Origin of the sequence: Pontibacter virosus (assembly GCF_003096355.1) — a bacterium.
Classification (GTDB): domain Bacteria; phylum Bacteroidota; class Bacteroidia; order Cytophagales; family Hymenobacteraceae; genus Pontibacter; species Pontibacter virosus.
Genome location: NZ_QEKI01000005.1, coordinates 65963 through 87393, shown reverse-complemented (window position 1 = coordinate 87393; position 21431 = coordinate 65963). Strand labels below are relative to the sequence as shown.

Genomic DNA, 21431 nt, shown 5'->3' with positions numbered 1-21431 from the left:
GAACCCTGCAAGTGCAGCGATGGTAACCACGCTACAACATGCAAAAATTAAAGATTTTATTTTACTATTCAAGCCCATATCAGTTATTTTCTAAAATATTTTTTATAGGCTTCACTAATGTATCGATATCACCGGCTCCCACTGTTGCAAGAACCTCAAAATCAGCATTCTCTGCTAAATAGGCCGCCACGGCCTCTTTATGCAAAAGTATTTTTTTCGGGCCGCTTACAAGGCCTAAAATCATTTCTGAAGTTACGCCTTCAATTGGCTTTTCCCGTGCTGGGTAGATGTCCAACAATATAAGTTCGTCGGCGGCACTCAGGCTTTGTGCAAATTCAGTTGCAAAGTCACGCGTGCGGCTGTACAAATGCGGCTGAAACACCACCGTCAGCTTTTTGTCCGGGTAAATGGCACGCAAAGATGTCATGAACGCATCGATCTCTTTCGGGTGATGCGCATAGTCGTCGATGTATACCTTGCCCTGCCCTTCATACACGATTTCAAAGCGACGTTTCACACCTCTGTAAGTCGCCAGCGCATCACGCAGTTTGTCTGCTGACACGCCCATGATCTGGCCCGCTATCAGTGCGGCCAGCGCATTCTCCACATTGTGGTATCCGGGCAAAGCCAGCTTCAGACGGGCTATGTTACCGAAGGGTGTATCAGCGTCAAAACAGAAGCTGTACCCCTGTATCTCAAGCTGTTGCACATGGCTCTCACCTTCGCTCAGGCTGTAACGGATCACCCGCACGCCGTCCTGCACTTTTTCCAATAGCCGCGGATCGGTGGCGCTTTGTAAAATCAGGTAGCCGCCGGGCTTCACCTGACTGATGAACCTCTGAAAGGTCCTGATCAGTTCCTCTTTGTCACCATAAATATCCAGGTGATCGGGATCAGCTGAAGTCACGATGGCAATGTCCGGGTATAGCGTCAGGAAAGAGCGGTCGTACTCGTCGGCTTCTACCACGATCGTCTCCTGATCAGAAGTTCCTCTGCCGATCAAAAGGTTCGAGTTCAGGTTGGTGGCTATACCTCCCAAGAAAGCGGAACAGTCCACGCCGCCTTCGTGCAGCAAGTGCGTCACAATGGAGGAAGTCGTCGTTTTGCCATGCGTTCCTGCCACAGCCACGGTATAGGCCGAGCCTGTGATAATGCCCAGCACCTCCGAGCGCTTTTTGATGGTATAGCCTTGCTCCTTCAGGTAAGCCCACTCGGTGTGCTCGGCAGGTATAGCCGGCGTGAGCACCACTAAAGTTGCGGCCTTGTTCTCCAGTATCTCTTTCGGTAACAGGTTCACATCGTCTTCATAATGTACCCGGATGCCCTCCTGCTCCAGTGCCTCGGTGAGCGGGGTGCGCGTTTTGTCGTAACCCCATACCGGAAGCTTCCGCGCATTGAACCAGCGGGCGATGGCACTCATGCCGATGCCGCCGATGCCAAGGAAATAGATATAGCTATAATCTTCCAGTCTCACTTGATCAACTTTAACAGTTCGTTTACAATATCGACAGCGGCATTTGGCCGCGCCAGTTTCAGTATGTTCTGCGACAGACGGTGCTGCTCTGCCTCGTTGCCGGCCAGTTCCAAGGCAGCAGGTATAAGCTGTTGCTGTGCATCGGCGTCGCGCACCAACAGGGCGGCCTCCTCCTGCACCAGCGACATGGCGTTTTTAGTCTGGTGGTCTTCGGCCACGTTCGGCGAAGGCACCAGTATACTTGGCTTCCCGGCCAGGCACAGCTCCGAGATCGAAAGCGCCCCGGCCCTGGATACCACCACATCGGCGGCGGCATAGGCCAGATCCATCTGCCGGATGAAATCGAAGGCGTGTATACCTGCGTTGGCAAATGGCTTTTCGAGTTCCTGCGCCTGCGGATAAAATGCTCTGCCCGTCTGCCAGATCAGTTGGTAGCCAGCATCTGCGATTTGCTGCAGCCCTGCGGCTATACTTTGGTTTATCGTGCTGGCGCCCAGGCTTCCGCCTATCACCAGGATAGTTTTCTTTTCAGAAGTCAGTCCGAAGTGCAGCAAGGCCTCACGGCGCTTGCCTTCGAGCTCCATAATATCTTTCCGAACCGGGTTACCCGTCAGCACCAGCTTATCAGCCGGGAAGAAGGCGTCCATGTTGTTGTAAGCCACGCAGATCTTCTGCACCCGCTTTGCCAACAGTTTGTTCGTGATACCGGCATAGGAATTCTGCTCCTGAACCAGCGCCGGTATACCTTGCTTGGTTGCCGCGTACAACAGCGGACCACTCGCATAGCCACCCACGCCCACCACCGCATCCGGCTTAAAATCACGGATGATCTTGTTCGACATCCGGATACTGGAGATCACTTTCCAGGGGAAAGAGAGGTTGTCCAGTGTGAGGCGGCGCTGCAGTCCGCTGATCCAGAGACCGACGATCTTATAGCCCGCTTCCGGCACGCGTGTCATTTCCATACGCCCGATCGCTCCCACAAACAGGATCTCCGCATCAGGTTGCACCACCTTGATCTGGTTAGCAATGGCAATGGCCGGGTAAATGTGCCCGCCGGTGCCGCCACCGCTGATGATGAAGCGATATGGACGCTGCGGATTAGGCATTGGCCGTCACTTTAGCAGTTGAACTAAATGACTCTTCTCCTTTCACGGTACGGCTCACGCTCAGGATGATCCCGATCGAAATACCCGTAAAGATCAGGGAGGTTCCCCCCATACTCAGGAGCGGCAGCGGCAGACCCGTGATCGGACCAAGCCCAACGGCTACGCCCATGTTGATCATACCTTGCAGCACCAGACTGAAACTCAGACCAGCCGCCAGCAAACCGCCGAAGGCACCGTTACTTTTCGTGACCGTGACCAATCCCCGGTAGAGCAAGGCCAGGTATAGGAACAGCACCAGGGCACCGCCCAACAAACCGTATTCTTCTAATATGATTGCGTAGATAAAATCCGAGTAAGGGTGCGGCAGAATATCGCGCTGGTCGCTGTTGCCAGGACCCTTGCCCACCACGCCGCCTGTAGCGATCGCGATGTAGGACTGCTCGAGCTGGAAAGCGGTTTCGGATTCATCGAAAAAGGCCTCTACCCTGCTGATGGCCGTACCCAGACGCTGACCCGCTGCCAGGCCAATACCACCCAACATGGCACCCGCTATCACAAAAACTGCCAGCGATTTCATCGGCACGCGACCGATAAACATCAGTAACAGACTTGTAAGGAACAGCAACACTGCTGTGGAGGTATTCGTCAAGGCGATCAGCGCACAGATAAAACCTGTCCAAGCGAAGATCGGCAACAAGTTGCGCTTCCAGTCATCAAAGCTGTTTTGCTTTTTCGAGAGCATACTGGCCAAGTAGGATATCAGGGCCAGTTTCGCCAAATCCGAAGGCTGGAAGGTCTGGTTAATGACCGGGATAGTGATCCAGCGGGACGCCTCGTTGATGTTCGAGCCGAAGAAGAAGGTATAGAGCAACAGCGGCACAGACAGAATAAGCGCCACCAGTGATAGTCGGGAATAGTAGCGGTAATCGATCTTGTGGGCCAGCCACATAAAGGCCAAACCGATGAAGATCAGGGAAGAGTGCTTGAAGAGGAAGTACTCCGTGTTACCGTCTTTTTGCTTGTACGCCAAGGTACCGGTAGCCGAATAAACGACTGCCATGCTGATAAGCGAGAACATCAGCACGATGCCCCAAAGCACCGCGTCCCCTTTCAGGTTCCGCTGCAACCACTGCTTGATCATAATACCTTTGGCTAAAAATTAAAAATCTTACTTTTTCAAAACTATCTTCTCCACGGCCTCCTTGAAGCGCTGCCCCCGGTGCTCGTAATTGTTGAACAAATCGAAACTCGCACAGGCCGGCGACAATAGCACCACATCACCCGGTGTCGACAGCAAGCGGCCCATCCGCACCGCATACTCCATCGAAGTTGTTTCCACCACCACTGGTACAATGCGCCCGAATGCCTGCTTCAACTTGTCATTGTCTTTGCCCAGACACACCAGCACTTTCACCTTTTCCTTGGCCAGTTCGGTCAGCACACTGTAGTCGTTGCCTTTGTCCACGCCGCCCGCGATCCAGATGATCGGCTGCTTTATACCCTCCAAGGCATAATACACCGCTTCCACATTGGTCGCTTTCGAGTCGTTGATGTAGGTGACTTCCTTTGAAACCGTGATCACCTGTAAGCGGTGCTCGGCATTCTCGAACGTCTCCAGACCCTTTTCAATCTGGCTGTCGGCTACGCCCATCAGCTTGGCGACCGCTACAGCGGCCATGGTGTTGTACTGGTTGTGCTTGCCGATCAGGGCAGAGCGTGAAGCGTCAATGTCGCCTTCAAAGAACTTGACGTTGACTTTTACATGCGTCCCTTCACATAGTACTTTCGTACCTGCCGCTCCTTGGAGCGAGAATGGGATTGTGGTTCCGCCAAAAGCCGCAGAATCGAACGCATTACGGATAATATCATCATCGTTGTTGTAGATAAAGTAGTCCGCGCCGCTCATGTTCTGCGCAATGCGCAACTTGGAGGCGGCGTACTTGTTTAAGTCATAGCCATACCGGTCGAGGTGGTCTGGCGTAATATTTAACAGTACTCCAATATGTGCTTTGAACTGGTACATGTTGTCAAGCTGAAAACTGCTCAGCTCCACCACATAGTACTCGTGCTTGTTATCAATTACCTTTTCGGCCAAGCTCTCACCAATATTACCGGCAAGGCCCACATTTACACCTGCGCTCTTCAGCAAGTGGTAGGTTAGCAAGGTGGTTGTGGTCTTACCATTGGTACCCGTGATGCAGATGAACTTCGCGTCGGTATACCTGCCGGCAAACTCTATCTCCGAAATGATTGAAATCTCCCGCTTGATAGCCTCCTGAATGATGGCCGCCTTGTCAGGTATACCAGGGCTTTTGACGATCTCGTTAGCCTCCAGTATGCGCTCGAAGGTATGGGTGCCTTCTTCGTAAGGTATAGCCGCTGTTGCCAGCTTGGCTTTGTATACCTCTTTGATCTGGCCCATGTCCGAAACAAACACGTCAAGCCCCTTCGCCTTGGCCAGCAATGCTGCCCCTACGCCACTTTCTCCCGCTCCGAGTATCGCTAGTTTCATGTTCCTATCGCAGTTTCAGGGTTGCCAATGTCAAAATTGCCAGCATAATGCCCACAATCCAAAAGCGCGAAACGATCTTGGATTCATGGTAGCCGTTTTTCTGGTAGTGGTGGTGCAGCGGCGACATCTTAAAGATGCGTCGGCCCTCCCCATACTTCTTCTTTGTATACTTGAAGTAGCTCACCTGCAGCATAACCGATAGGTTCTCGATCAGGAAAATGCCGCAAAGGATAGGTATAAGCAATTCCTTGCGCACGATCAGGGCCATCACCGCGATAATACCGCCGATAGCCAAGCTGCCCGTGTCGCCCATGAACACTTGGGCCGGATAGGAGTTATACCACAGGAAGCCCACACAGGCTCCCACAAAGGCCAGCGCAAAAATGGTTAGCTCACCCGAGTTGGGGATGAACATGATGTCCAGATAGTCCGCGAAAATGGTGTTACCGGATACCCATGCAAAGATCGCCAGCGTGAGGCCGATGATGGCTGAGGTACCAGCTGCCAGACCGTCGATTCCGTCGGTGATGTTGGCGCCGTTGGATACGGCTGTGATCACCAGAATCACGAAGGGGATGTACAGGTAGCACGACCAGTCTGCGAAAAGCGGACCGGCAAAAGAGAACAGATTGCAGTAATCGAGCTCGTTATTTTTGCGGAAAGGAATGGTTGTAATCATGGACTTGATGTCCACCCACTTGCTCGTGGCGTTCACGGCGGAGGTAGAGCCATCGGTGAAAATGTACTGTCTTACGACAACATCGTCACTAAAGTATAGAGTCAAACCCACAATAATTCCTAAGCCAATCTGACCCAGCACCTTAAATTTTCCGGCCAGTCCCTCTTTGTTCTTTTTGAACACTTTGATGTAGTCATCCAGAAAGCCGATCAGCCCCAGCCAGATCGTCGAAACGATCATCAACAGGACGTAAATATTGTCCAGACGGGCAAAGAGAAGCGTTGGCACCAGGATAGCCAGCAGGATAATCAGACCGCCCATGGTCGGGGTGCCTTTCTTCTCCATCTGGCCTTCCAGACCCAGGTCGCGGATGCTCTCGCCTACTTGTTTGCGCTGCAGCATTTTTATCAAGCGGCCGCCAAAAATCATTGCAATCAGTAGTGAGGTAAGCGTTGCCATACCTGCCCTGAAGGAGATGTATTGAAATACACCCGCCCCCAAAAGGTCGTATTCACGGTCAAGGTATGTAAAGAGATGGTAGAGCATTTAATCTATCGTCTGTTCCTGTTTCGTTTGTTTTCTATGGCTTATTTACCAAGCTGTTGCAGCGACTCCTGCAGTACCTGTTTATCGTCGAAGGGATACTTTACCCCCTTTATCTCCTGATAAGTCTCGTGCCCTTTGCCCGCCACCAGAATGATATCGTCTTTGCCGGCCAGCATGCAGGCTGTGCGAATCGCCTCTCTCCTATCCAGCACACTCAGGGTCTTCTTGAAGTCCAGCGGCTTTACACCTTTTTGCATGTCTTCAAGGATAGCCTGCGGCTCTTCAAAGCGTGGATTGTCGGACGTCAGTATTACCTTGTCGCTCAGGCGGCAGGCGATGTCAGCCATCACCGGGCGCTTGGTCGCGTCGCGGTTGCCGCCACAGCCGACTATTGTTATCACCTTCTGCAATGGCGTCCGGATCTGTTGTATTGTGTTTAGGACATTCTCCAGTGCGTCCGGCGTGTGAGCGTAGTCCACTATACCTGTAATTTGCTCGTTATCAGACACAATGTAATCAAAGCGACCTGCTGCCGTATTCAGACTCGAAAGTACTGTTAGGGCTTCTATCGGATCTTCGTCCAGCAAAACCGCCACGCCATAGGCACCCAGCAGATTATAAGCGTTGAAAGCCCCGATCAGCTTGGCCCAAATCTCGTGTCCGTCTATCTCCAGATGCAGCCCTTGCAACGTGTTGTCGATCAGGCGTGCTTTGAAATCGGTTATCTTGCGGAGCGAGAAGTAGCGCACATCGGCTTTGGTGTTCTGCACCATCACCGGACCACGCTTGTCGTCGGCGTTGATCAGCGCAAAAGCCCTCGCTGGCAGCATATCAAAGAAAGATTTCTTAGCCTTGATGTACTCGTCAAATGTGCCGTGGTAATCCAGGTGGTCGTGCGTGATGTTGGTGAACACGCCGCCGGCAAAAGTTATACCTGCCACACGCTGCTGCACCATGGCATGCGAACTCACCTCCATAAAGGCGTAAGCGCAACCTGCCTTCACCATCTTGTCCAGCAAGGCATTCAGCGACACGGCGTCCGGTGTGGTATGCGTCGACGGGATTACCTCCTCGTCGATCTGGTTCTGCACCGTGGAGATCATCCCTACATGGTAGCCCAGTTCACGGAACAGCTTGTGCAGCAAAGTCACTGAGGTGGTCTTGCCGTTGGTGCCCGTCACGCCCACCAGTTTCAGTTTCCTGGACGGATGGCCGTAAAACGAAGAAGCCATCAAACCCAGGGCCTGACCGCTATTTTTAACTTTGATATAAGTGACGTCACCTGCCAATTCCGCCGGTAACTCTTCGCAAACGATGGCATTGGCCTTCGCCTCCGCGGCTTTCGCTATGAAGGTGTGCCCATCTACCTGCACGCCGCGCATGGCCACAAACAGCACCCCTTCGCGTACCTGGCGCGAGTCAAACGTGATCGACTCGACCTGTACATTCAGCGGGCCGTGGCTTTCCAGCACGGTAACGTCTTTCAATATGTCCTGCAATAGCTGCATTAGCTCAGTACAATCGTAATTTTAGTTTCTTTGTTTATTTCAGTTCCCGGCTGAACCGATTGTTTTTGCACGCGCTTGCCCATACCTTCCACACTCACTTTCAAGTGCTGGTTTCCTAGAATGAACAGCGCATCGCGCAACGTCATACCCGTCACGTCCGGCACCTGGCCTCCTCTTACTGGGTGTGGCTCAAACTTTAGTGAGCGCATTTGCGGCGTCACACGCACCCACTCGTCGTCGTTTGTTGCCGTGGAGTGGTTGCTGACACCGATCTTGTTCAGGATCAAGCTCAGGTCATCGAAACTGCCAGCTTTTACCTGTGGCAAACTGTCTTTGTTCGGCGTTACGCGGGCGCGCAGCGGCTGGTGCATGGCCAGGTCGCGGGCATAAGCCTTGTCAGCCACTTCCTTAAACACCGGCGCGGCCACATCGCCGCCGTACACGTTCACCCCTCTCGGACTGTCGATGATCACAATGCAACTGTACTTCGGGTTGTCGGCCGGGAAATAACCAGCAAACGATGTCGAGTAGAGCTTCACGTACTTTCCGTCTTTTACCTTGCGGGCAGTTCCGGTTTTGCCGGCTACTTTATAGTCGGCACTGCGGAGATTCTTGGCGGTACCATTCTGAACCACACCTTCGAGCATGGCCCGTACCTTTTTGATGGTCTCCTCCGATGCAATGCGCTCGTTCAGTACACGTGTCTGAAAGGTCTGTACCACCTGATCAGCGCGACGGATCTCTTTCACAATAATCGGCTGTACCTTCACACCATTGTTCGCCACGGCATTGTAAAGCGCCAGCGTCTGCAGCGGGGCCAGCTTCATCTCGTAGCCGATCGACATGGAAGTGAGCGTAGTGCCATACCATGTTCTGTCGCTCGTATTCTTGATGTAAGGTCTCGCTTCGCCGTCCATCTGGAAACCCAGTGTGCTACTCAGACCGAACTTGTGCAGGTAGTCCACAAAAGCCTGCTGGTTGTCACCAAAGTTGTCCTGAATCAGCTTTGCTACTCCAATGTTGGATGACTTCTCAAACACCTCCTGTGCTGTGATCTTACCGTAACCGCCAATTTTCACGTCGGTCATGGTCGTGTTTTTAATGCGGTATCGGCCGTCACCGGTATCCACCGTATCAGTCAGCTGCACATTGGAGTGCTCAAACAAGGCCAGCATCGAAGCCAGCTTAAAGGTAGAACCCGGCTCCGTACGTCCCTGGTTACCAACCGCATAGTTGTAGTCTTCAATGTAACCACCCTTGGTTTTGCCCAGGTTGGCCATCGCCTTGATTTCGCCTGTCTTCACCTCCATCAGAATCACGCAACCGTAGTCGGCGTTCTTCTCCACCAGGGCTTTGTAGAGCGCATTCTCCGCTACGTCCTGCAGGTTGATGTCGATGGTTGTCTTGATGTCGTAACCGTTCTGCGGCGCCACTTCCGTGCCGTCGTAGATCGGTTTGTTGCCGCCTGCTATTCGCTCAAAAAGTGCCTCTCCATCGGTTCCCGCCAATTCGCCGTTGAAGCTGAACTCCAGACCGGCGCCGTTCTTATCCTCGTTTATAAAACCGATCGTACGCTCGGCCAGCATCCCGAAGGGCTTGAAGCGCTTCTCCACTTTCTCGAAGATCACGCCGCCCTTGTTCTTGCCAGCCCGGAAGATCGGCCAGCTCGCCATCATCTTCTTCTCCTGGTAGTTGATCTGACGGCTGTTGAGTCGTATATACCTTCTTCCGGCATGCCGCGCATTTTTGATCTTGCGGCGGTAGTGCTCCGGCGACTGGTCTTTGTAAAAGCGCGAGAGCAGCATGGCCAGCGAATCTATACCCGAATTGAAGGTTTCTGCCTGGGCAATGGCCGGGTCAAAGGCCACACGGTAAAACGGCAACGACGTGGCCAATATGCTCTCGTTGTCGGAGTAGATATTGCCACGGGTAGCCGGCACCGGCTGGTAGCGGATGCGGCGCTCTTTCGATATCTGCTTCCACTTGGTACCGTCCAGCACTTGTATCTGCACAATCTTGTACACGATTGCACAGGCAAACAGGCAGACCAGCAAAAACACGATCCGTACACGCAGTACGATTTCCTTTTTAATATTCATCTGCCGCTACTTCAACTTGATAAGGTGGAGATGAACTTTCAACCAACCCTAGCGGGGCCACGTTGCGGGCCACTTCAGACTGCTTGCTGGCGCCCATATAATCAGACTTCAGGGTGGTGTAATCCGCTCTGAGGTCTTCGGTCTCTACTTTGATCTTAGCTATTTTGCGGATGGTCTTCTCGGCATAGTGGGTGTTGCCGATGTAGAAGAGCGTAATGCCTGTTAGGAAAAGCACGTGCGGGAGGTACTTGGTTGGCACGCCCTCCTGAAACAGAAAATCAACGTTGGTGTATTTGTCCAGCCACTTGAACAGGCTGAACCCTTTCTTTCTAGCCTTTACCTCCGGCTTTGCCTCTTCCTCGTGCTTCACGCGCAGCGTGTTGCCCTTGGGCGCGGCAGCTGTCTTAGTCATAAGGTTAGGAGCCATAGTTAAGTTTAGGTTACTACACTGTTGTTAATTTTATTTCTGCATTCGCTATCTCTTCTCTGCGATTCTTAGTTTGGCGCTGCGTGAGCGGCTGTTCTCTAGCAACTCCTGCTCGGAGGCTGTGATCGGCTTGCGGCTAACGGCGTCGAGCGGTTTTTTCTCGTTGCCGAACAGGTCTTTCTCCACTTCGCCGAAGAACTTGCCTTTGGCGATGAAGTTCTTCACCAGCCGGTCTTCGAGCGAGTGGTAAGACATCACCACCAATCTTCCGCCAGGCTTGAGCACTTCAGCCGCCTGCTCCAGCATTTCCTCGAGCGCCTTCAGCTCGTCGTTTACTTCTATGCGAAGCGCCTGAAACACTTGCGCCAAATATTTGTTCTCCTTTCCACGGGGGGTACAGGAGCTGATGGCTTGTTTAAACTCCCCGATCGTCTCGATCGGTTGGCGGGCTCTCTGCGACACGATCACACCAGCCAGCGTCTTGGCGTTTTTCACTTCGCCATAAATCCCGAAGATCTTGTGCAGCTGCTCCTGGCTGTAGGTGTTCACTACCTCGCTTGCCGGTATACCTGTCTCCGGGTCCATGCGCATATCCAGCGGTCCGTCGAAACGGGTGGAGAAACCTCTTTCGGCTTCGTCAAATTGGTGCGACGATACGCCCAAATCAGCCAGAATGCCATCCACTTCTTTCACGCGGTACAGGCGCAGGTACTTTTTCAGGTCCCGGAAATTGGCGCGCACAAACGTGAAAGCCGCGCTGTCGATCTTCTTCGACTGCTCCTCGGCGTCGCGGTCCTGGTCAAACGAGTAAAGCTGACCTGTTGTCAGTTTGCTCGCGATTACCCTGGAGTGCCCGCCGCCTCCAAATGTCACATCCACATACACGCCATCTGGTTTGATGGCCAGTGCGTCGATGCATTCCTGCAGCATGACCGGTCTGTGGTACTCCATTAAATCAAAGGCGCTTCCGCCGGTTTATCCCCTAAAAACTTCTCGGCCAGTTGCGAGAAACTCTGCTGGTCCTTGATCAGGAAGTCCTCATACCTGTCCGGGTTCCAGATCTCGACACGGTTGCCCAGACCTACCACAATCGCCTCCTTCTCCAGATCGGCGAAGCGTGCCATGGTACGAGGCACAATGAAGCGACCCGTGCCGTCCAGTTCGATCTCCGTGTTGCCGCGGAAGAAGTTGCGCTGAAACTGGCGGTACTCCTCGTTAAACTCGTTCAAACCCGCCACCTTGTCGTAAATCGTCTTCCACTCGGATTTCGGGTAGAGCACAAGGCAAGGTTCGAAGCCTCTTGTCAGCACGACATGATTGCCAGACGCCTCCGGCAGGTTGGTTTTTATCTTTGCAGGTAAAACCAGCCTCCCCTTCGGATCGATCTTGCATTCGTATTCGCCAGACAGGAAGTTCATGTATATGACAGTTGAGTCCGTATAGTTTTCGGAGTATACAAATGTAACGATTCACCAAAAGACCGCAACCACAATCTCCCACTTTTTACCACTTTGTGGATAAATTATGGTTATCCACCCCACTTATCCACATTATCCACATTTCGGACCTTCATTTTGCGGATAAGTTTATTTGCAGAAAATATCACCTTTCGTTAATATACGAGAGACTGTATATTATAATATACTGAAAATCAATTAATTAATACCATAAATAGGTGTAGCTAGTACACGTCGCATCATGTTTTCAGCAAAAGTGGGACAAAGTGGAGAATGTGGGACAAAGTGGGGGGCTATCCCGCGAGTGGATAAAGTTTGTGGTAAAAGTGGGAGGTTTATCCGTATATTTGTGATGTGAATCAGACCATCCGCCATACGGTTACATTGCTGCTGACCTTAAGCATTTTAATGGGCTCTTTTGGCGTGGCCTTGAGCGAACAGCTTTGCTTGATGACCGGCCTAAAGATGACGGCCGCGCAGGAGCAAGCGGATGGTTGCTGTCAAGCACCTGACACACAGGATAATCAAGAACAGAAGGCCGCTGAAGACGACTGTTGCACAACGGAGCTTTCTTTCGAAAAGCTGGAACCGGTTTCTTCTATTAAAAGCCTCTCATTAGAGGTTCCGGTATTCTTTGCGGCTGCATTCACGCCACTTTTTACCACCTGGGCACCGGCAGTAGCCACTGACCAGCGCATCCTCACCTATTCCGACAGCTCTCCACCGCTGTACGGACGCCAACTGCTGCATTCCCTGCACATCTTGATCGTCTAGACTCTCAGTTTGCCCCAACGGCAAGGCGCTAAGCCTGTGTCTATACCTGCATTCTGAAAATTTAAGCGATTACGATTTATGTGTTTCACCATACCTGCGCGGCAATTCTACCGGATCTTCGGGACGCTCGCACTCTTTATAAGCATCCTATACCCTGCCGCTGCCCAGCGGTTGTCCGGCAAAGTGGTAGACAAGACCAACAATTCCCCTTTGATCGGGGTCAGCGCTGTCTGGAGGGGCACCACAAAAGGCACCTCCACGGATGCAGCCGGCAACTTCACACTGCAACTGGCAGATGCCGCTACCTCCGAAATAATTGTCTCCTACCTGGGCTACAAGGCCGACACCATCGATGTGAGCGGCAAAACCGCTGTCACTGTCGCGCTGACCTCCACGGGCTCTCTTAAAGAGGTCGTGGTGGAAGGACAACAGACGCGCTACTCCGCCCTTACACCTACCAACTCCCAGATCATCACGAACCGCGACCTGGAGAAGTCCGCTTGCTGTAACCTGGCGGAAAGCTTTGAGACCAATGCCTCGGTGGAAGTCACAACGACCGACGCGGTATCGGGTGCCAAACAGATCCAGATGCTGGGGCTGGACGGGTCCTATACCTTGCTCACCACCGACAACGTACCCGCCCTGCGCGGCCTCTCTACCCCCTACCGCCTCAACTACCTGTCCGGCACTTACATCGAGTCGATTGATATTATTAAAGGGATGGGCTCGGTGCTCAACGGCTACGAATCGATTTCGGGACAAGTGAACGTAAAGCTGCGGGATCCTGAAAAAACCGAACGCCTATACCTGAACCTGTATGGTAACAGTCTGGCTAAGTTTGATGCCAACCTGAACGTGTCGGCGCAAGTGAGTCCGAAGTGGAGCACGCTCCTGATGCTACACAGCGACCACCTGGGCAACCGCGTGGACCGCAACAAGGACGGCTTCATGGACCTGGCGCTGGGCACGCACCATAACGTTTATAATAAGTGGAAGTATAAGCATGGCGACACCTGGGTATCGGAGTTTGGCTTTAACGCCCTGCGCGAGACAAAGCTGGGCGGGCAGATGGACTACACAAAAGGCGAGCCCGTGAGCCCGACTCAACGTTACGGAACGGAGTCCGAGACAGACCGCCTGTCCTTCTACAACAAGACATCCTACACCTTCCCGGGCAAGCCGTACCAGAGCTTGGGTTTCATCTCCTCAGGCGTGCACCACAAGTTCAGCTCCCTCTATGGCCGCCGCCACTACAACGGAGAGCAGAACACCGGCGACCTTCGTTTTATCTTCCAGTCTATCATCGGGCACACCGGCCATACCTATAAAGTAGGTGCCAGCTTTTTGTATGATGACTATACCGAGCGACTGGAGCAAACCAGGTTGGCACGTACCGAGCGTGTGCCAGGTATTTTTGCGGAATACATCTTCAACAACGCGGAGAACCTGACCATTGTGGCCGGCGCCCGCACCGACTTGCATAACCTCTATGGCACAGTATTCACCCCGCGTTTGAATGTAAAGTATGACCTCACGCCCAACACTATTTTCCGCGTGGCGACAGGCAAGGGCTTCCGGGTCGCCAACCCGATTGCAGAAAACACGGCTGCTTTGGTCAGCAATCGTGTCTTTGCGTTCCGGGAAACCTTGGAACCAGAAAAGGCCTGGAACCTGGGCGGTTCCTTTACGCAGTACTTTGAGTTGGGCGGACGACCGGGCGCTTTCATCACCGACTACTACTATACCACGTTCCAGAACCAGGTGGTGGCCGACATGTACAGCAGCGCCAACCAGGTGGAGTTTTACAACCTGCAGGGCCGCTCCTTCTCCCGCAGCTTCCAGGCGGAGCTGCAGTACGAGGTGCTGAAAGGCTTTGACGTGAAGACGGCCTATAAGTACTTCGACGTGCAGACTACCTACAACGGCAGCCTGCAACAGCGACCGATGATTCCGCAGCACCGCTTCTTTGTGAACCTCGGCTTTGCCACGCCATTCGACAAGTGGCGCGCCGACCTGACGACGCAGTACTTCGGGCAGATGCCACTGGCTTACATGGAAGACCACAGTGGTGCAGCAAATGTACGGAAGTCGGATGCTTTCTATACTTTGAATGGGCAGGTATCCCGAGCCTTTAAGCGCTGGGAGCTTTATGTGGGCGGCGAGAACCTGTTGAACTTCCGACAGCCGGACGCTATCAGGGGAGCTGACAATCCCTTCGGCGCTGATTTCGACGCCAGCATGGTGTGGGGACCGATCACCGGCAGAGTTATTTATGCAGGTATCCGCTTTAAGATTGAGTAACGGCACATCCTTTGCACAACTACACCAGCTTCAGTATAAAAAATCATTATCATATATTTAACCTTAAACAATAGTAATTCACATTATGAAAATCTTCAGAAACCTTAGTTTAGCACTCGTGATGTTCTTTGCTACGCTCAGCGCACAAGCTCAAAATGGCAATGAGAAAACCATCCAGATCAAAACCTCGGCTGTGTGTGGTATGTGCAAGAAGAGCCTTGAAAAAACCATGGCCTACGAGAAAGGCGTTAAAAAATCAAACCTGGATGTGGATTCCAAAATGCTGACTGTGTCCTATGATCCGAAGAAGACCAATGAAGACAAGATCCGCAAGGCTGTGAACGACACAGGCTACGATGCAGACGACAAACCAGCCACGCCGCGTGCCTACAACAAACTGGACGATTGCTGCCGCAAGGATTCTAAAATGCACTAAGGCGCTTATACCTCAAAAACAGAAAAAGGTAGCTGATTTATTTCGGCTACCCTTTTGCTTTGTACAACTGCCACCACGGCAGGTATGGTTTGTCGTGGTGCTCGTAGTGGTAGCCAAAGAAGTAGCAGCTCACAAAGGCCCACACATGGTTTTTGGACTGCGTGCCGGACTTATGTCGGTTATCTGGAGCATGTTCACCGCGGTGCGGCAGGTAGGTACCAAAGTAGAATAGCTGGAATGTAGCCAGTATAGCCGGCACCATCCAGAACATGATGACATTCTCAATCGGGAAAAACAGCTGCAGCACATTATAGGTAATGGCCATCAGCACGATCTGCCACCAGGTGATGTAGTTCTTGAGAAAGCTATAGTACCAGGGCCAGAAGGAACCGTGATGGTAGTCCGGGTCTTCCTCAGTGGCGACATGCCTGTGGTGTTGGTGATGCTTTGGCAAAAGTCGCGGGTACCAGTTATAGGCAAAGAGAAAAGCGGTAACAGTGCCGATAAAGCGATTTAGTTTGGGTCGACCGGGAGCCACCACGCCGTGCATGGCGTCGTGGGCGGTGATAAACAGGCCCGTGTACAGGTGCATCTGCAACAACAGGAACAGGTAGGGCAGCGGCGAAGCGAAGTCAACTGGGAAGCGCAGCAGGTATGCAAGCAAGCCAAACCAGCACGACACGATGATGGCGGCGATGGCTATTCCTCTGTTATCTCGTTTGATTGTTTTCGCCATTAGATTTTTGAAACGGCTGTACCTTGCCAATACTTATACCTGAACCATCCATGTGTCAGAAAGTTCAGTTTATACTATACCTGCCTAGATTCTAAGCTTAATATCACCTATTTCCCTCGGCATATTTTAAAATGGCTACAACTGCAGTATCTCTGCCTAGGCCTGCAATCACTCAGACTTTTATTCCTATTATACCTTAGGCTATACCTTATACTGCTTCCCGCAGCAGAATATCGCGCACCTCCTCCATCAGCCACATCGGCGTTGAAGTTGCGCCGCATATACCTACTTTGTCGCCATCAGCAAACCACTCAGGTTGCAGCTCTTCTACCTTTGACACAAAGTACGTGGCAGGGTTGGTATCTTTGCATACCTGGTAGAGCACTTTGCCATTACTCGACTTGGTGCCCGACACGAAGATAATCTTATCGAATTGAGCGGCAAACTTCCGAAGGTCTTTGTCTCGGTTCGATACCTGTCGGCAGATGGTGTCGTTGGCGTCTACTTCGTAGCCTTTTTGCTCGAGTGTGCCTTTTATATTGTAGAAACTGTTGGTGCTCTTGGTCGTCTGGCTGTAGAGCGTGATTTTCGACGGCAGTTCGTGCTGCATCAGCTCATCCAGATTTTCAAAAACGACTGCCTTGTTGCTCGTCTGCCCTAACAGGCCCATCACTTCGGCATGCCCGTGCTTGCCGTAGATAAAAATGCGCTCGTCTTTGTCATACGACGTCTTGATGCGGTTCTGCAGTTTGAGCACCACCGGACAGGAAGCGTCTATCAAAGTCAGGTTATTCTGCATGGCGATGTGATAGGTAGCAGGCGGTTCGCCGTGCGCACGGATCAAAACAGCCTCTTCCCGTAGCTCCCTCAGCTGGTCGTGATCGATAATGCGCAGGCCCCGCTTCTGCAGGCGCTCCACCTCCACGTCGTTGTGCACGATATCACCCAGGCAATAGAGATACCCTTGCTCGTCGAGCAGGTCTTCGGCCATCTGGATGGCATAGACCACGCCGAAGCAAAAGCCTGAGTTAGAATCGATCGTGACTTGAAGGTTTCGCATATTCCTTTATACAGCCAAGGGTTGATAATGTTTAACAGCGAAGCGCTGTTTTAAGCCTTCGTATATCGAAATCGTAAGTAAAAGCATCAACATCGAGTACATGGTGTCCTCCACCGGTATAGACACAATGCGCAAACTTAGGTTGTGACTGTTGTTATACCACACGATCGGCAAATAGGTCAGTACGCCGTTCACGAGCAGGAATGGCACAAGATGCACGATGTAGGCCAGATAGAAACGACCCAGCCGCTGTGTGTTAAAAAAGTAGTAATGCACCCCCAGCATCACTGCCAGCAAGGTGAAGGTGATGGAAGTATAGAGTTTCTCGAGATTGAAAACCGCCAGAAGCAAAAGCACAGGTATAAGTGCAAAGGTTATCGCTTTGGTATAAGGCTGCAACAGGTCTTTGGTGATGTACGCGTTCAGGCATTCATAGATGAACACACAGGCGTAGGGCACTGTGATGAAGAAAAGCACCTCTTCAAGCGGCAAATTGAAGAGGTAGATGCCTACCAGGTATTCCGGATTAAAGCCCCATATACCTGCCTGCGTGAAGAGCTCGTCCCAGATCATGAACAGTACTGCGTTGATGACGATGGCCGGCCACAGGCAGGGCCAGTTCTTATAAAAAGCCACTTTCTTGTCGAAAGAGAGCAACAAGGGAAACAGAATGGTGAAAATGTTCAGGTACAGGTAGAGTGGCATCGGGTTTTAAATCGGTATGCGTTTAAGTCTTTGCTTTTCTTGTTCAGTGCAATGGTCCTTCGTCAGCATGAATGCGCGAATATCCCGGGCCATATCATGAGAGAGGCCCGACTTCGGGTGTCGCTCCAGACCGGCGATGATCTTGGCTTTGTCCTCCTGCAGGTTTTTGCTCATGTTCAAGTAGCGTGGCACGTAGTGCTCTACTGTGAAACGCAAAAACCGTATTTCGGGGCTCGTGGCGTCTAGCTGTACCGCCTCTTCAAATATCGCAGAGGAATTCTGCAGATGTTTCATCTTCATATAAGGGTTCCAGACGTGTTTGGCCATGATGGCCTCCGAAACCGCCTTATAGGCTAGCACCACGGGATTATTGTCCTCGTAGTTGCTCATCAGCTTATGGAAATCGCGCCCAACCTTGCTGTCTTTGCTGGCCTCCAAAAACTGCACGCGTAGCTGCGACAATTTATAATCACTGGATTTGTCGGCCAGTGCCGTAAAACAAAACAAGAGTAATGCGGAAAGTAATGCTAAGCTATTCTTCACGATTTTTAAATGGCGTTAAGTTGGTACCTGACGTAGGAGCCCAAAAGTAAGGCAAACTTTGTGTTATCAGGTACTCTTACGCGCTCATTTAAGATATGGGTTGCCGGCAGCCCTTTGATTTTCCGGAAAAGCTTCTGGTAATAGACGTAGGCAAGGTATACGCCCATACGTGCCGAACGGGGCAAAGCCAGTATACCGGCATAGGCATCTTCAAAGTCTTTGGCAATGTCGGCCTCTATCTGCGCTTTGCATACATTGTTAAAGGTATGGATGTCCACGGCCGGAAAGTATACTCTGCCACGGTCCTTAAAATCACTCTGCATGTCGCGCAGGAAGTTCACCTTTTGGAAGGCCGCACCCAGACTGCAGGCCGGCTTCTTGAGTCGCTCATACTGCTCTTCATCTCCCTCGCAGAATACCTTCAGACACATCAGCCCCACTACTTCGGCCGAGCCATAAATGTACTCTTTATACAAGGCCGGGTCGTACACATGATCATCCAGATCCATGGCCATGCTCTTTAGAAAAGCCTCGATGTAGGCTCGGTCAATCTTATATTCGTTCACCACACACTGGAAAGCGTGCAGCACCGGATTCAGGCTGATGCCTTGCTCAATGGCCTCGTAAGTCTGTCGGCTGAACTCGTCAAGCAGCTTGCGCTTATCGAAGTCGTGGAAGGTGTCTACGATCTCGTCGGCGCAGCGCACAAAACCGTAGATGGCATAAATCGGATCATGAAATTTGCGATGCAGCGTCCTGATGCCGAGCGTAAAGGAGGTGCTGTACGCCTCGGTAATCAGCTTGCTGCACTTCAGGCAGGTGTCTTTAAATAAATCCATAGTCTTACTCGGGCGTTAATTGCTCACTGGTAATCGCTGACCCGGAGCCAACGCATAATCTTTCGCCACTTCCTTTGCCACGACCTGCCCCGAGATAAGGGAAGGCGGCACCCCCGGCCCCGGCACAGTCAACTGACCGGTATAGTACAGGTTCTTCACTTTTTTACTTTTCAGGCTCGGTTTCAACAGAGCTGTTTGCATCAGCGTGTTGGCCAGGCCATAGGCATTGCCTTTAAAGGCGTTGTAATCAGCTATAAAATCGCGGTGGGCGTAATTGCGCCTGAACACCACGGCACTGCGCACGTCCTGTTTGGTCAGGTGCTCCAGCCGGTCCATGATCAGGTTATAATAGCGCTCCCGCAACTCCTCAGTATCTTCTAAGTCTGGAGCCACTGGCATCAGCACAAAAAGGTTTTCACAGCCTTCCGGCGCCACGCTGGCATCTGTCACACTCGGCGCAGACACATAGAACAGCGGCTTGGCAGGCCACTTCGGGTCGGTATAGATCTCGTGCGCATGCGGACCGAAATCTTCGTCGAAGAACAGGTTGTGGTGGCGCAGGTTTTCAAGCTTCTTGCTTATGCCCAGGTAGAAGATCAGGCAAGAAGGCGCCATCACCCGTTTATCCCAATATCTGTCAGTGTAGGTTTGATAAGCCGGAGCCAATAGGTTCTTCTCCACATGATGGTAATCGGCGCTGCCTACCACCACATCAGCCTCAAAATTACCAGTTGCGGTGCGTACGTGCCGGGCTATACCTTGCTCCACTTCTATTTCCTGCACATCCTGATTGTAGAGGAAAGCAACACCCTTCTCCTCGGCCAGCTGCACCATCCCTTCGATGATTTTGTACATACCCCCCATCGGGTACCACGTCCCGAGACTGATATCGGCATAGTTCATCAAACTATAGAGTGCCGGAGTGTTTTGCGGCAGCGCTCCGAGAAACAGCACCGGAAACTCCATCAGTTTGATAATCTTTTCATGTGAGAAGAAGCGGCGAATGTGGGTGTGTATGGATTGAAAAACATCCATGCGAAGCACATCCAGCAACAGGCGCAGGCTCATAAACTCGCTCAACGAGCGGCCAGGTTTGTATACCAGTTGGTTTATACCTACTTCGTATTTGTAAGCGGCCTGTTCCAGAAACTTGTCGAGTCGAGTGGCACTACCCGTCTCCCATTGCTCAAACAAGGCTTTCAGTTCATCTAGTGACGCGGGAAGATCTACAAAGTCATCTTCACCGAACACCACAGTATAAGAAGGGTCGAGGCGCACAAGGTCATAGTAATCGGATACGCTTTTGCCAAACTTGTTGAAGTACGACTCAAACACGTCGGGCATCCAGTACCAGCTCGGGCCCATGTCAAAGGTATAGCCATCGGCCTCGAAGCTGCGGGCGCGACCGCCAGGCGTGGCATTCTTCTCGAGCACCGTCACTTCATACCCTTGATCAGCCAGGCTAGTGGCAGCCGAAAGGCCCGAGAAGCCGGCACCGATCACGATTACTTTTTTTGACTTCATCTAGAAATTTACTAAAAAATCTGGTTTAAGTTGTAGCTAATCGCCATAAACCTGCAGCATCTTCTTCAATTCCTTGCGGGCGATGTGAATGCGGTTCTTCACTGTTCCGACCGGAATATTCAGTTTTTCAGCAATTTCTAAGTATTTGTAACCGATGTAGTACATCATAAAAGGGGTGCGGTGCTCTTCATTTAATTTTGCGATGGCCGCTTTTATATCACTCATCACGAAAGCGGCTGTGCCTTTGTTAACCGTCACAAAGCTGTCGTCTGTGTTGAGATATTGGAGATACTCCGAGCTGTCGATGTTACTGCTGCGCTTGGTTATCTTGTTGTAGTTATTGATAAACGTGTTGCGCATGATCGTGTAAAGCCATGCCTTCAGATTAGTACCGGCGTTAAACTTCTCGCGGTTTGAGAGTGCTTTAAGCAAGGTTTCCTGCACCAGGTCTTTGGCATCGTCCGCATTGCGGGTAAGGTTCATGGCTACCGGCTTCAACGAACCAACTGCCAACTGAATATGATTGGAAAATTCTACTGCCGTCATAATGTTTAACTTTTAACTTGAATAACTAAACAATTATACGGCGTTATTAAATTTAAGTCAAGTTTTGTTTAATATTTTTTCGGTTAAGTTAAACAATATAAGCTATATATAAAATTTGATTTTTGAACTTTAGGCATCAAAAAAGGCCAAACCCAA

General features: G+C 51.6%; 20 protein-coding genes. 3 read left to right on the top strand and 17 right to left on the bottom strand.

Annotated elements, in window-relative coordinates; all coding sequences use genetic code 11:
* Positions 1-79: 79 nt before the first annotated feature.
* The 10 genes from murC to mraZ are packed head-to-tail and all read right to left on the bottom strand — an operon-like array spanning position 80 to position 11772.
* Positions 80-1474: a UDP-N-acetylmuramate--L-alanine ligase gene (murC, locus tag C8E01_RS09365; protein ID WP_116543110.1), complete on the bottom strand. Its 1395-nt coding sequence runs from the start codon at positions 1472-1474 to the stop codon at positions 80-82.
* On the bottom strand, positions 1471-2583 hold the full coding sequence (gene murG / locus C8E01_RS09360; protein ID WP_116543109.1) for an undecaprenyldiphospho-muramoylpentapeptide beta-N-acetylglucosaminyltransferase: 1113 nt from the start codon (positions 2581-2583) through the stop codon (positions 1471-1473). The genes murC and murG overlap by 4 nt, the downstream gene beginning before the upstream one ends.
* A complete protein-coding gene (locus tag C8E01_RS09355) occupies positions 2576-3724 on the bottom strand; it encodes an FtsW/RodA/SpoVE family cell cycle protein (RefSeq protein WP_116543108.1) in 1149 nt (382 codons plus the stop codon). The genes murG and C8E01_RS09355 overlap by 8 nt, the downstream gene beginning before the upstream one ends.
* A gap of 27 nt (positions 3725-3751) precedes the next feature.
* Complete coding sequence (gene murD / locus C8E01_RS09350) at positions 3752-5095, bottom strand: UDP-N-acetylmuramoyl-L-alanine--D-glutamate ligase (protein WP_116543107.1); 1344 nt, start codon at positions 5093-5095, stop codon at positions 3752-3754.
* Between the two features lie 4 nt (positions 5096-5099).
* Positions 5100-6320, bottom strand: coding sequence for a phospho-N-acetylmuramoyl-pentapeptide-transferase (gene mraY, locus C8E01_RS09345; RefSeq protein WP_116543106.1), 1221 nt, complete (start codon positions 6318-6320; stop codon positions 5100-5102).
* 41 nt (positions 6321-6361) lie between these two features.
* Positions 6362-7828, bottom strand: a complete 1467-nt coding sequence (locus tag C8E01_RS09340; protein ID WP_116543105.1) for a UDP-N-acetylmuramoyl-L-alanyl-D-glutamate--2,6-diaminopimelate ligase — start codon at positions 7826-7828, stop codon at positions 6362-6364.
* Positions 7828-9927: a penicillin-binding protein gene (locus C8E01_RS09335; protein WP_165820607.1), complete on the bottom strand. Its 2100-nt coding sequence runs from the start codon at positions 9925-9927 to the stop codon at positions 7828-7830. The genes C8E01_RS09340 and C8E01_RS09335 overlap by 1 nt, the downstream gene beginning before the upstream one ends.
* Complete coding sequence (locus C8E01_RS09330; RefSeq protein WP_116543104.1) at positions 9917-10354, bottom strand: FtsL-like putative cell division protein; 438 nt, start codon at positions 10352-10354, stop codon at positions 9917-9919. The genes C8E01_RS09335 and C8E01_RS09330 overlap by 11 nt, the downstream gene beginning before the upstream one ends.
* A 48-nt stretch (positions 10355-10402) precedes the next feature.
* Positions 10403-11305, bottom strand: coding sequence for a 16S rRNA (cytosine(1402)-N(4))-methyltransferase RsmH (rsmH, locus tag C8E01_RS09325; protein ID WP_116543103.1), 903 nt, complete (start codon positions 11303-11305; stop codon positions 10403-10405).
* Positions 11305-11772 (bottom strand): division/cell wall cluster transcriptional repressor MraZ, encoded by a 468-nt coding sequence (gene mraZ, locus C8E01_RS09320; protein WP_116543102.1) that lies wholly within the window; start codon positions 11770-11772, stop codon positions 11305-11307. Before mraZ ends, rsmH begins: the two co-directional genes overlap by 1 nt.
* Before the next feature lie 393 nt (positions 11773-12165).
* Here mraZ and C8E01_RS09315 point away from each other — a divergent pair, with 393 nt between their 5' ends.
* The 3 genes from C8E01_RS09315 (at position 12166) to C8E01_RS09305 (ending at position 15322) form a co-directional block, all read left to right on the top strand.
* Complete coding sequence (locus tag C8E01_RS09315) at positions 12166-12585, top strand: HYC_CC_PP family protein (RefSeq protein WP_243409503.1); 420 nt, start codon at positions 12166-12168, stop codon at positions 12583-12585.
* A gap of 78 nt (positions 12586-12663) precedes the next feature.
* A complete protein-coding gene (locus C8E01_RS09310; protein ID WP_116543101.1) occupies positions 12664-14886 on the top strand; it encodes a TonB-dependent receptor in 2223 nt (740 codons plus the stop codon).
* Positions 14887-14971: 85 nt separating this feature from the next.
* On the top strand, positions 14972-15322 hold the full coding sequence (locus tag C8E01_RS09305; RefSeq protein WP_243409502.1) for a heavy-metal-associated domain-containing protein: 351 nt from the start codon (positions 14972-14974) through the stop codon (positions 15320-15322).
* Positions 15323-15368: 46 nt separating this feature from the next.
* On the opposite strand, the gene C8E01_RS09300 is transcribed toward C8E01_RS09305, so the two are convergent.
* From C8E01_RS09300 to C8E01_RS09270, 7 genes are all read right to left on the bottom strand, one after another.
* Positions 15369-16058 (bottom strand): fatty acid desaturase, encoded by a 690-nt coding sequence (locus C8E01_RS09300; protein ID WP_116543099.1) that lies wholly within the window; start codon positions 16056-16058, stop codon positions 15369-15371.
* A gap of 208 nt (positions 16059-16266) precedes the next feature.
* Positions 16267-17118: a 4-hydroxy-3-methylbut-2-enyl diphosphate reductase gene (locus C8E01_RS09295; RefSeq protein WP_116543098.1), complete on the bottom strand. Its 852-nt coding sequence runs from the start codon at positions 17116-17118 to the stop codon at positions 16267-16269.
* Between the two features lie 6 nt (positions 17119-17124).
* Positions 17125-17823: a lycopene cyclase domain-containing protein gene (locus C8E01_RS09290; protein ID WP_116543097.1), complete on the bottom strand. Its 699-nt coding sequence runs from the start codon at positions 17821-17823 to the stop codon at positions 17125-17127.
* A 6-nt stretch (positions 17824-17829) separates the two neighbouring features.
* Complete coding sequence (locus tag C8E01_RS09285) at positions 17830-18285, bottom strand: hypothetical protein (RefSeq protein WP_243409501.1); 456 nt, start codon at positions 18283-18285, stop codon at positions 17830-17832.
* Positions 18286-18371: 86 nt separating this feature from the next.
* On the bottom strand, positions 18372-19205 hold the full coding sequence (locus C8E01_RS09280; RefSeq protein ID WP_116543095.1) for a phytoene/squalene synthase family protein: 834 nt from the start codon (positions 19203-19205) through the stop codon (positions 18372-18374).
* 15 nt (positions 19206-19220) lie between these two features.
* On the bottom strand, positions 19221-20729 hold the full coding sequence (locus C8E01_RS09275; RefSeq protein ID WP_116543094.1) for a phytoene desaturase family protein: 1509 nt from the start codon (positions 20727-20729) through the stop codon (positions 19221-19223).
* Positions 20730-20765: 36 nt separating this feature from the next.
* Positions 20766-21275: an RNA polymerase sigma factor gene (locus C8E01_RS09270; protein ID WP_116543093.1), complete on the bottom strand. Its 510-nt coding sequence runs from the start codon at positions 21273-21275 to the stop codon at positions 20766-20768.
* Between the last annotated feature and the right edge of the window lie 156 nt (positions 21276-21431).

Coding starts and splice junctions, on each gene's coding strand:
- rsmH (WP_116543103.1), bottom strand. CDS start 11,305: ATGGAGTACCACAGACCGGTCATGCTGCAGGAATGCATCGACGCACTG.
- C8E01_RS09340 (WP_116543105.1), bottom strand. CDS start 7,828: ATGCAGCTATTGCAGGACATATTGAAAGACGTTACCGTGCTGGAAAGC.
- C8E01_RS09290 (WP_116543097.1), bottom strand. CDS start 17,823: ATGCCACTCTACCTGTACCTGAACATTTTCACCATTCTGTTTCCCTTG.
- C8E01_RS09330 (WP_116543104.1), bottom strand. CDS start 10,354: ATGGCTCCTAACCTTATGACTAAGACAGCTGCCGCGCCCAAGGGCAAC.
- C8E01_RS09300 (WP_116543099.1), bottom strand. CDS start 16,058: ATGGCGAAAACAATCAAACGAGATAACAGAGGAATAGCCATCGCCGCC.
- C8E01_RS09305 (WP_243409502.1), top strand. CDS start 14,972: ATGAAAATCTTCAGAAACCTTAGTTTAGCACTCGTGATGTTCTTTGCT.
- C8E01_RS09280 (WP_116543095.1), bottom strand. CDS start 19,205: ATGGATTTATTTAAAGACACCTGCCTGAAGTGCAGCAAGCTGATTACC.
- murD (WP_116543107.1), bottom strand. CDS start 5,095: ATGAAACTAGCGATACTCGGAGCGGGAGAAAGTGGCGTAGGGGCAGCA.
- mraZ (WP_116543102.1), bottom strand. CDS start 11,772: ATGAACTTCCTGTCTGGCGAATACGAATGCAAGATCGATCCGAAGGGG.
- C8E01_RS09335 (WP_165820607.1), bottom strand. CDS start 9,927: ATGAATATTAAAAAGGAAATCGTACTGCGTGTACGGATCGTGTTTTTG.
- C8E01_RS09310 (WP_116543101.1), top strand. CDS start 12,664: ATGTGTTTCACCATACCTGCGCGGCAATTCTACCGGATCTTCGGGACG.
- C8E01_RS09295 (WP_116543098.1), bottom strand. CDS start 17,118: ATGCGAAACCTTCAAGTCACGATCGATTCTAACTCAGGCTTTTGCTTC.
- C8E01_RS09355 (WP_116543108.1), bottom strand. CDS start 3,724: ATGATCAAGCAGTGGTTGCAGCGGAACCTGAAAGGGGACGCGGTGCTT.
- mraY (WP_116543106.1), bottom strand. CDS start 6,320: ATGCTCTACCATCTCTTTACATACCTTGACCGTGAATACGACCTTTTG.
- C8E01_RS09275 (WP_116543094.1), bottom strand. CDS start 20,729: ATGAAGTCAAAAAAAGTAATCGTGATCGGTGCCGGCTTCTCGGGCCTT.
- C8E01_RS09270 (WP_116543093.1), bottom strand. CDS start 21,275: ATGACGGCAGTAGAATTTTCCAATCATATTCAGTTGGCAGTTGGTTCG.
- murG (WP_116543109.1), bottom strand. CDS start 2,583: ATGCCTAATCCGCAGCGTCCATATCGCTTCATCATCAGCGGTGGCGGC.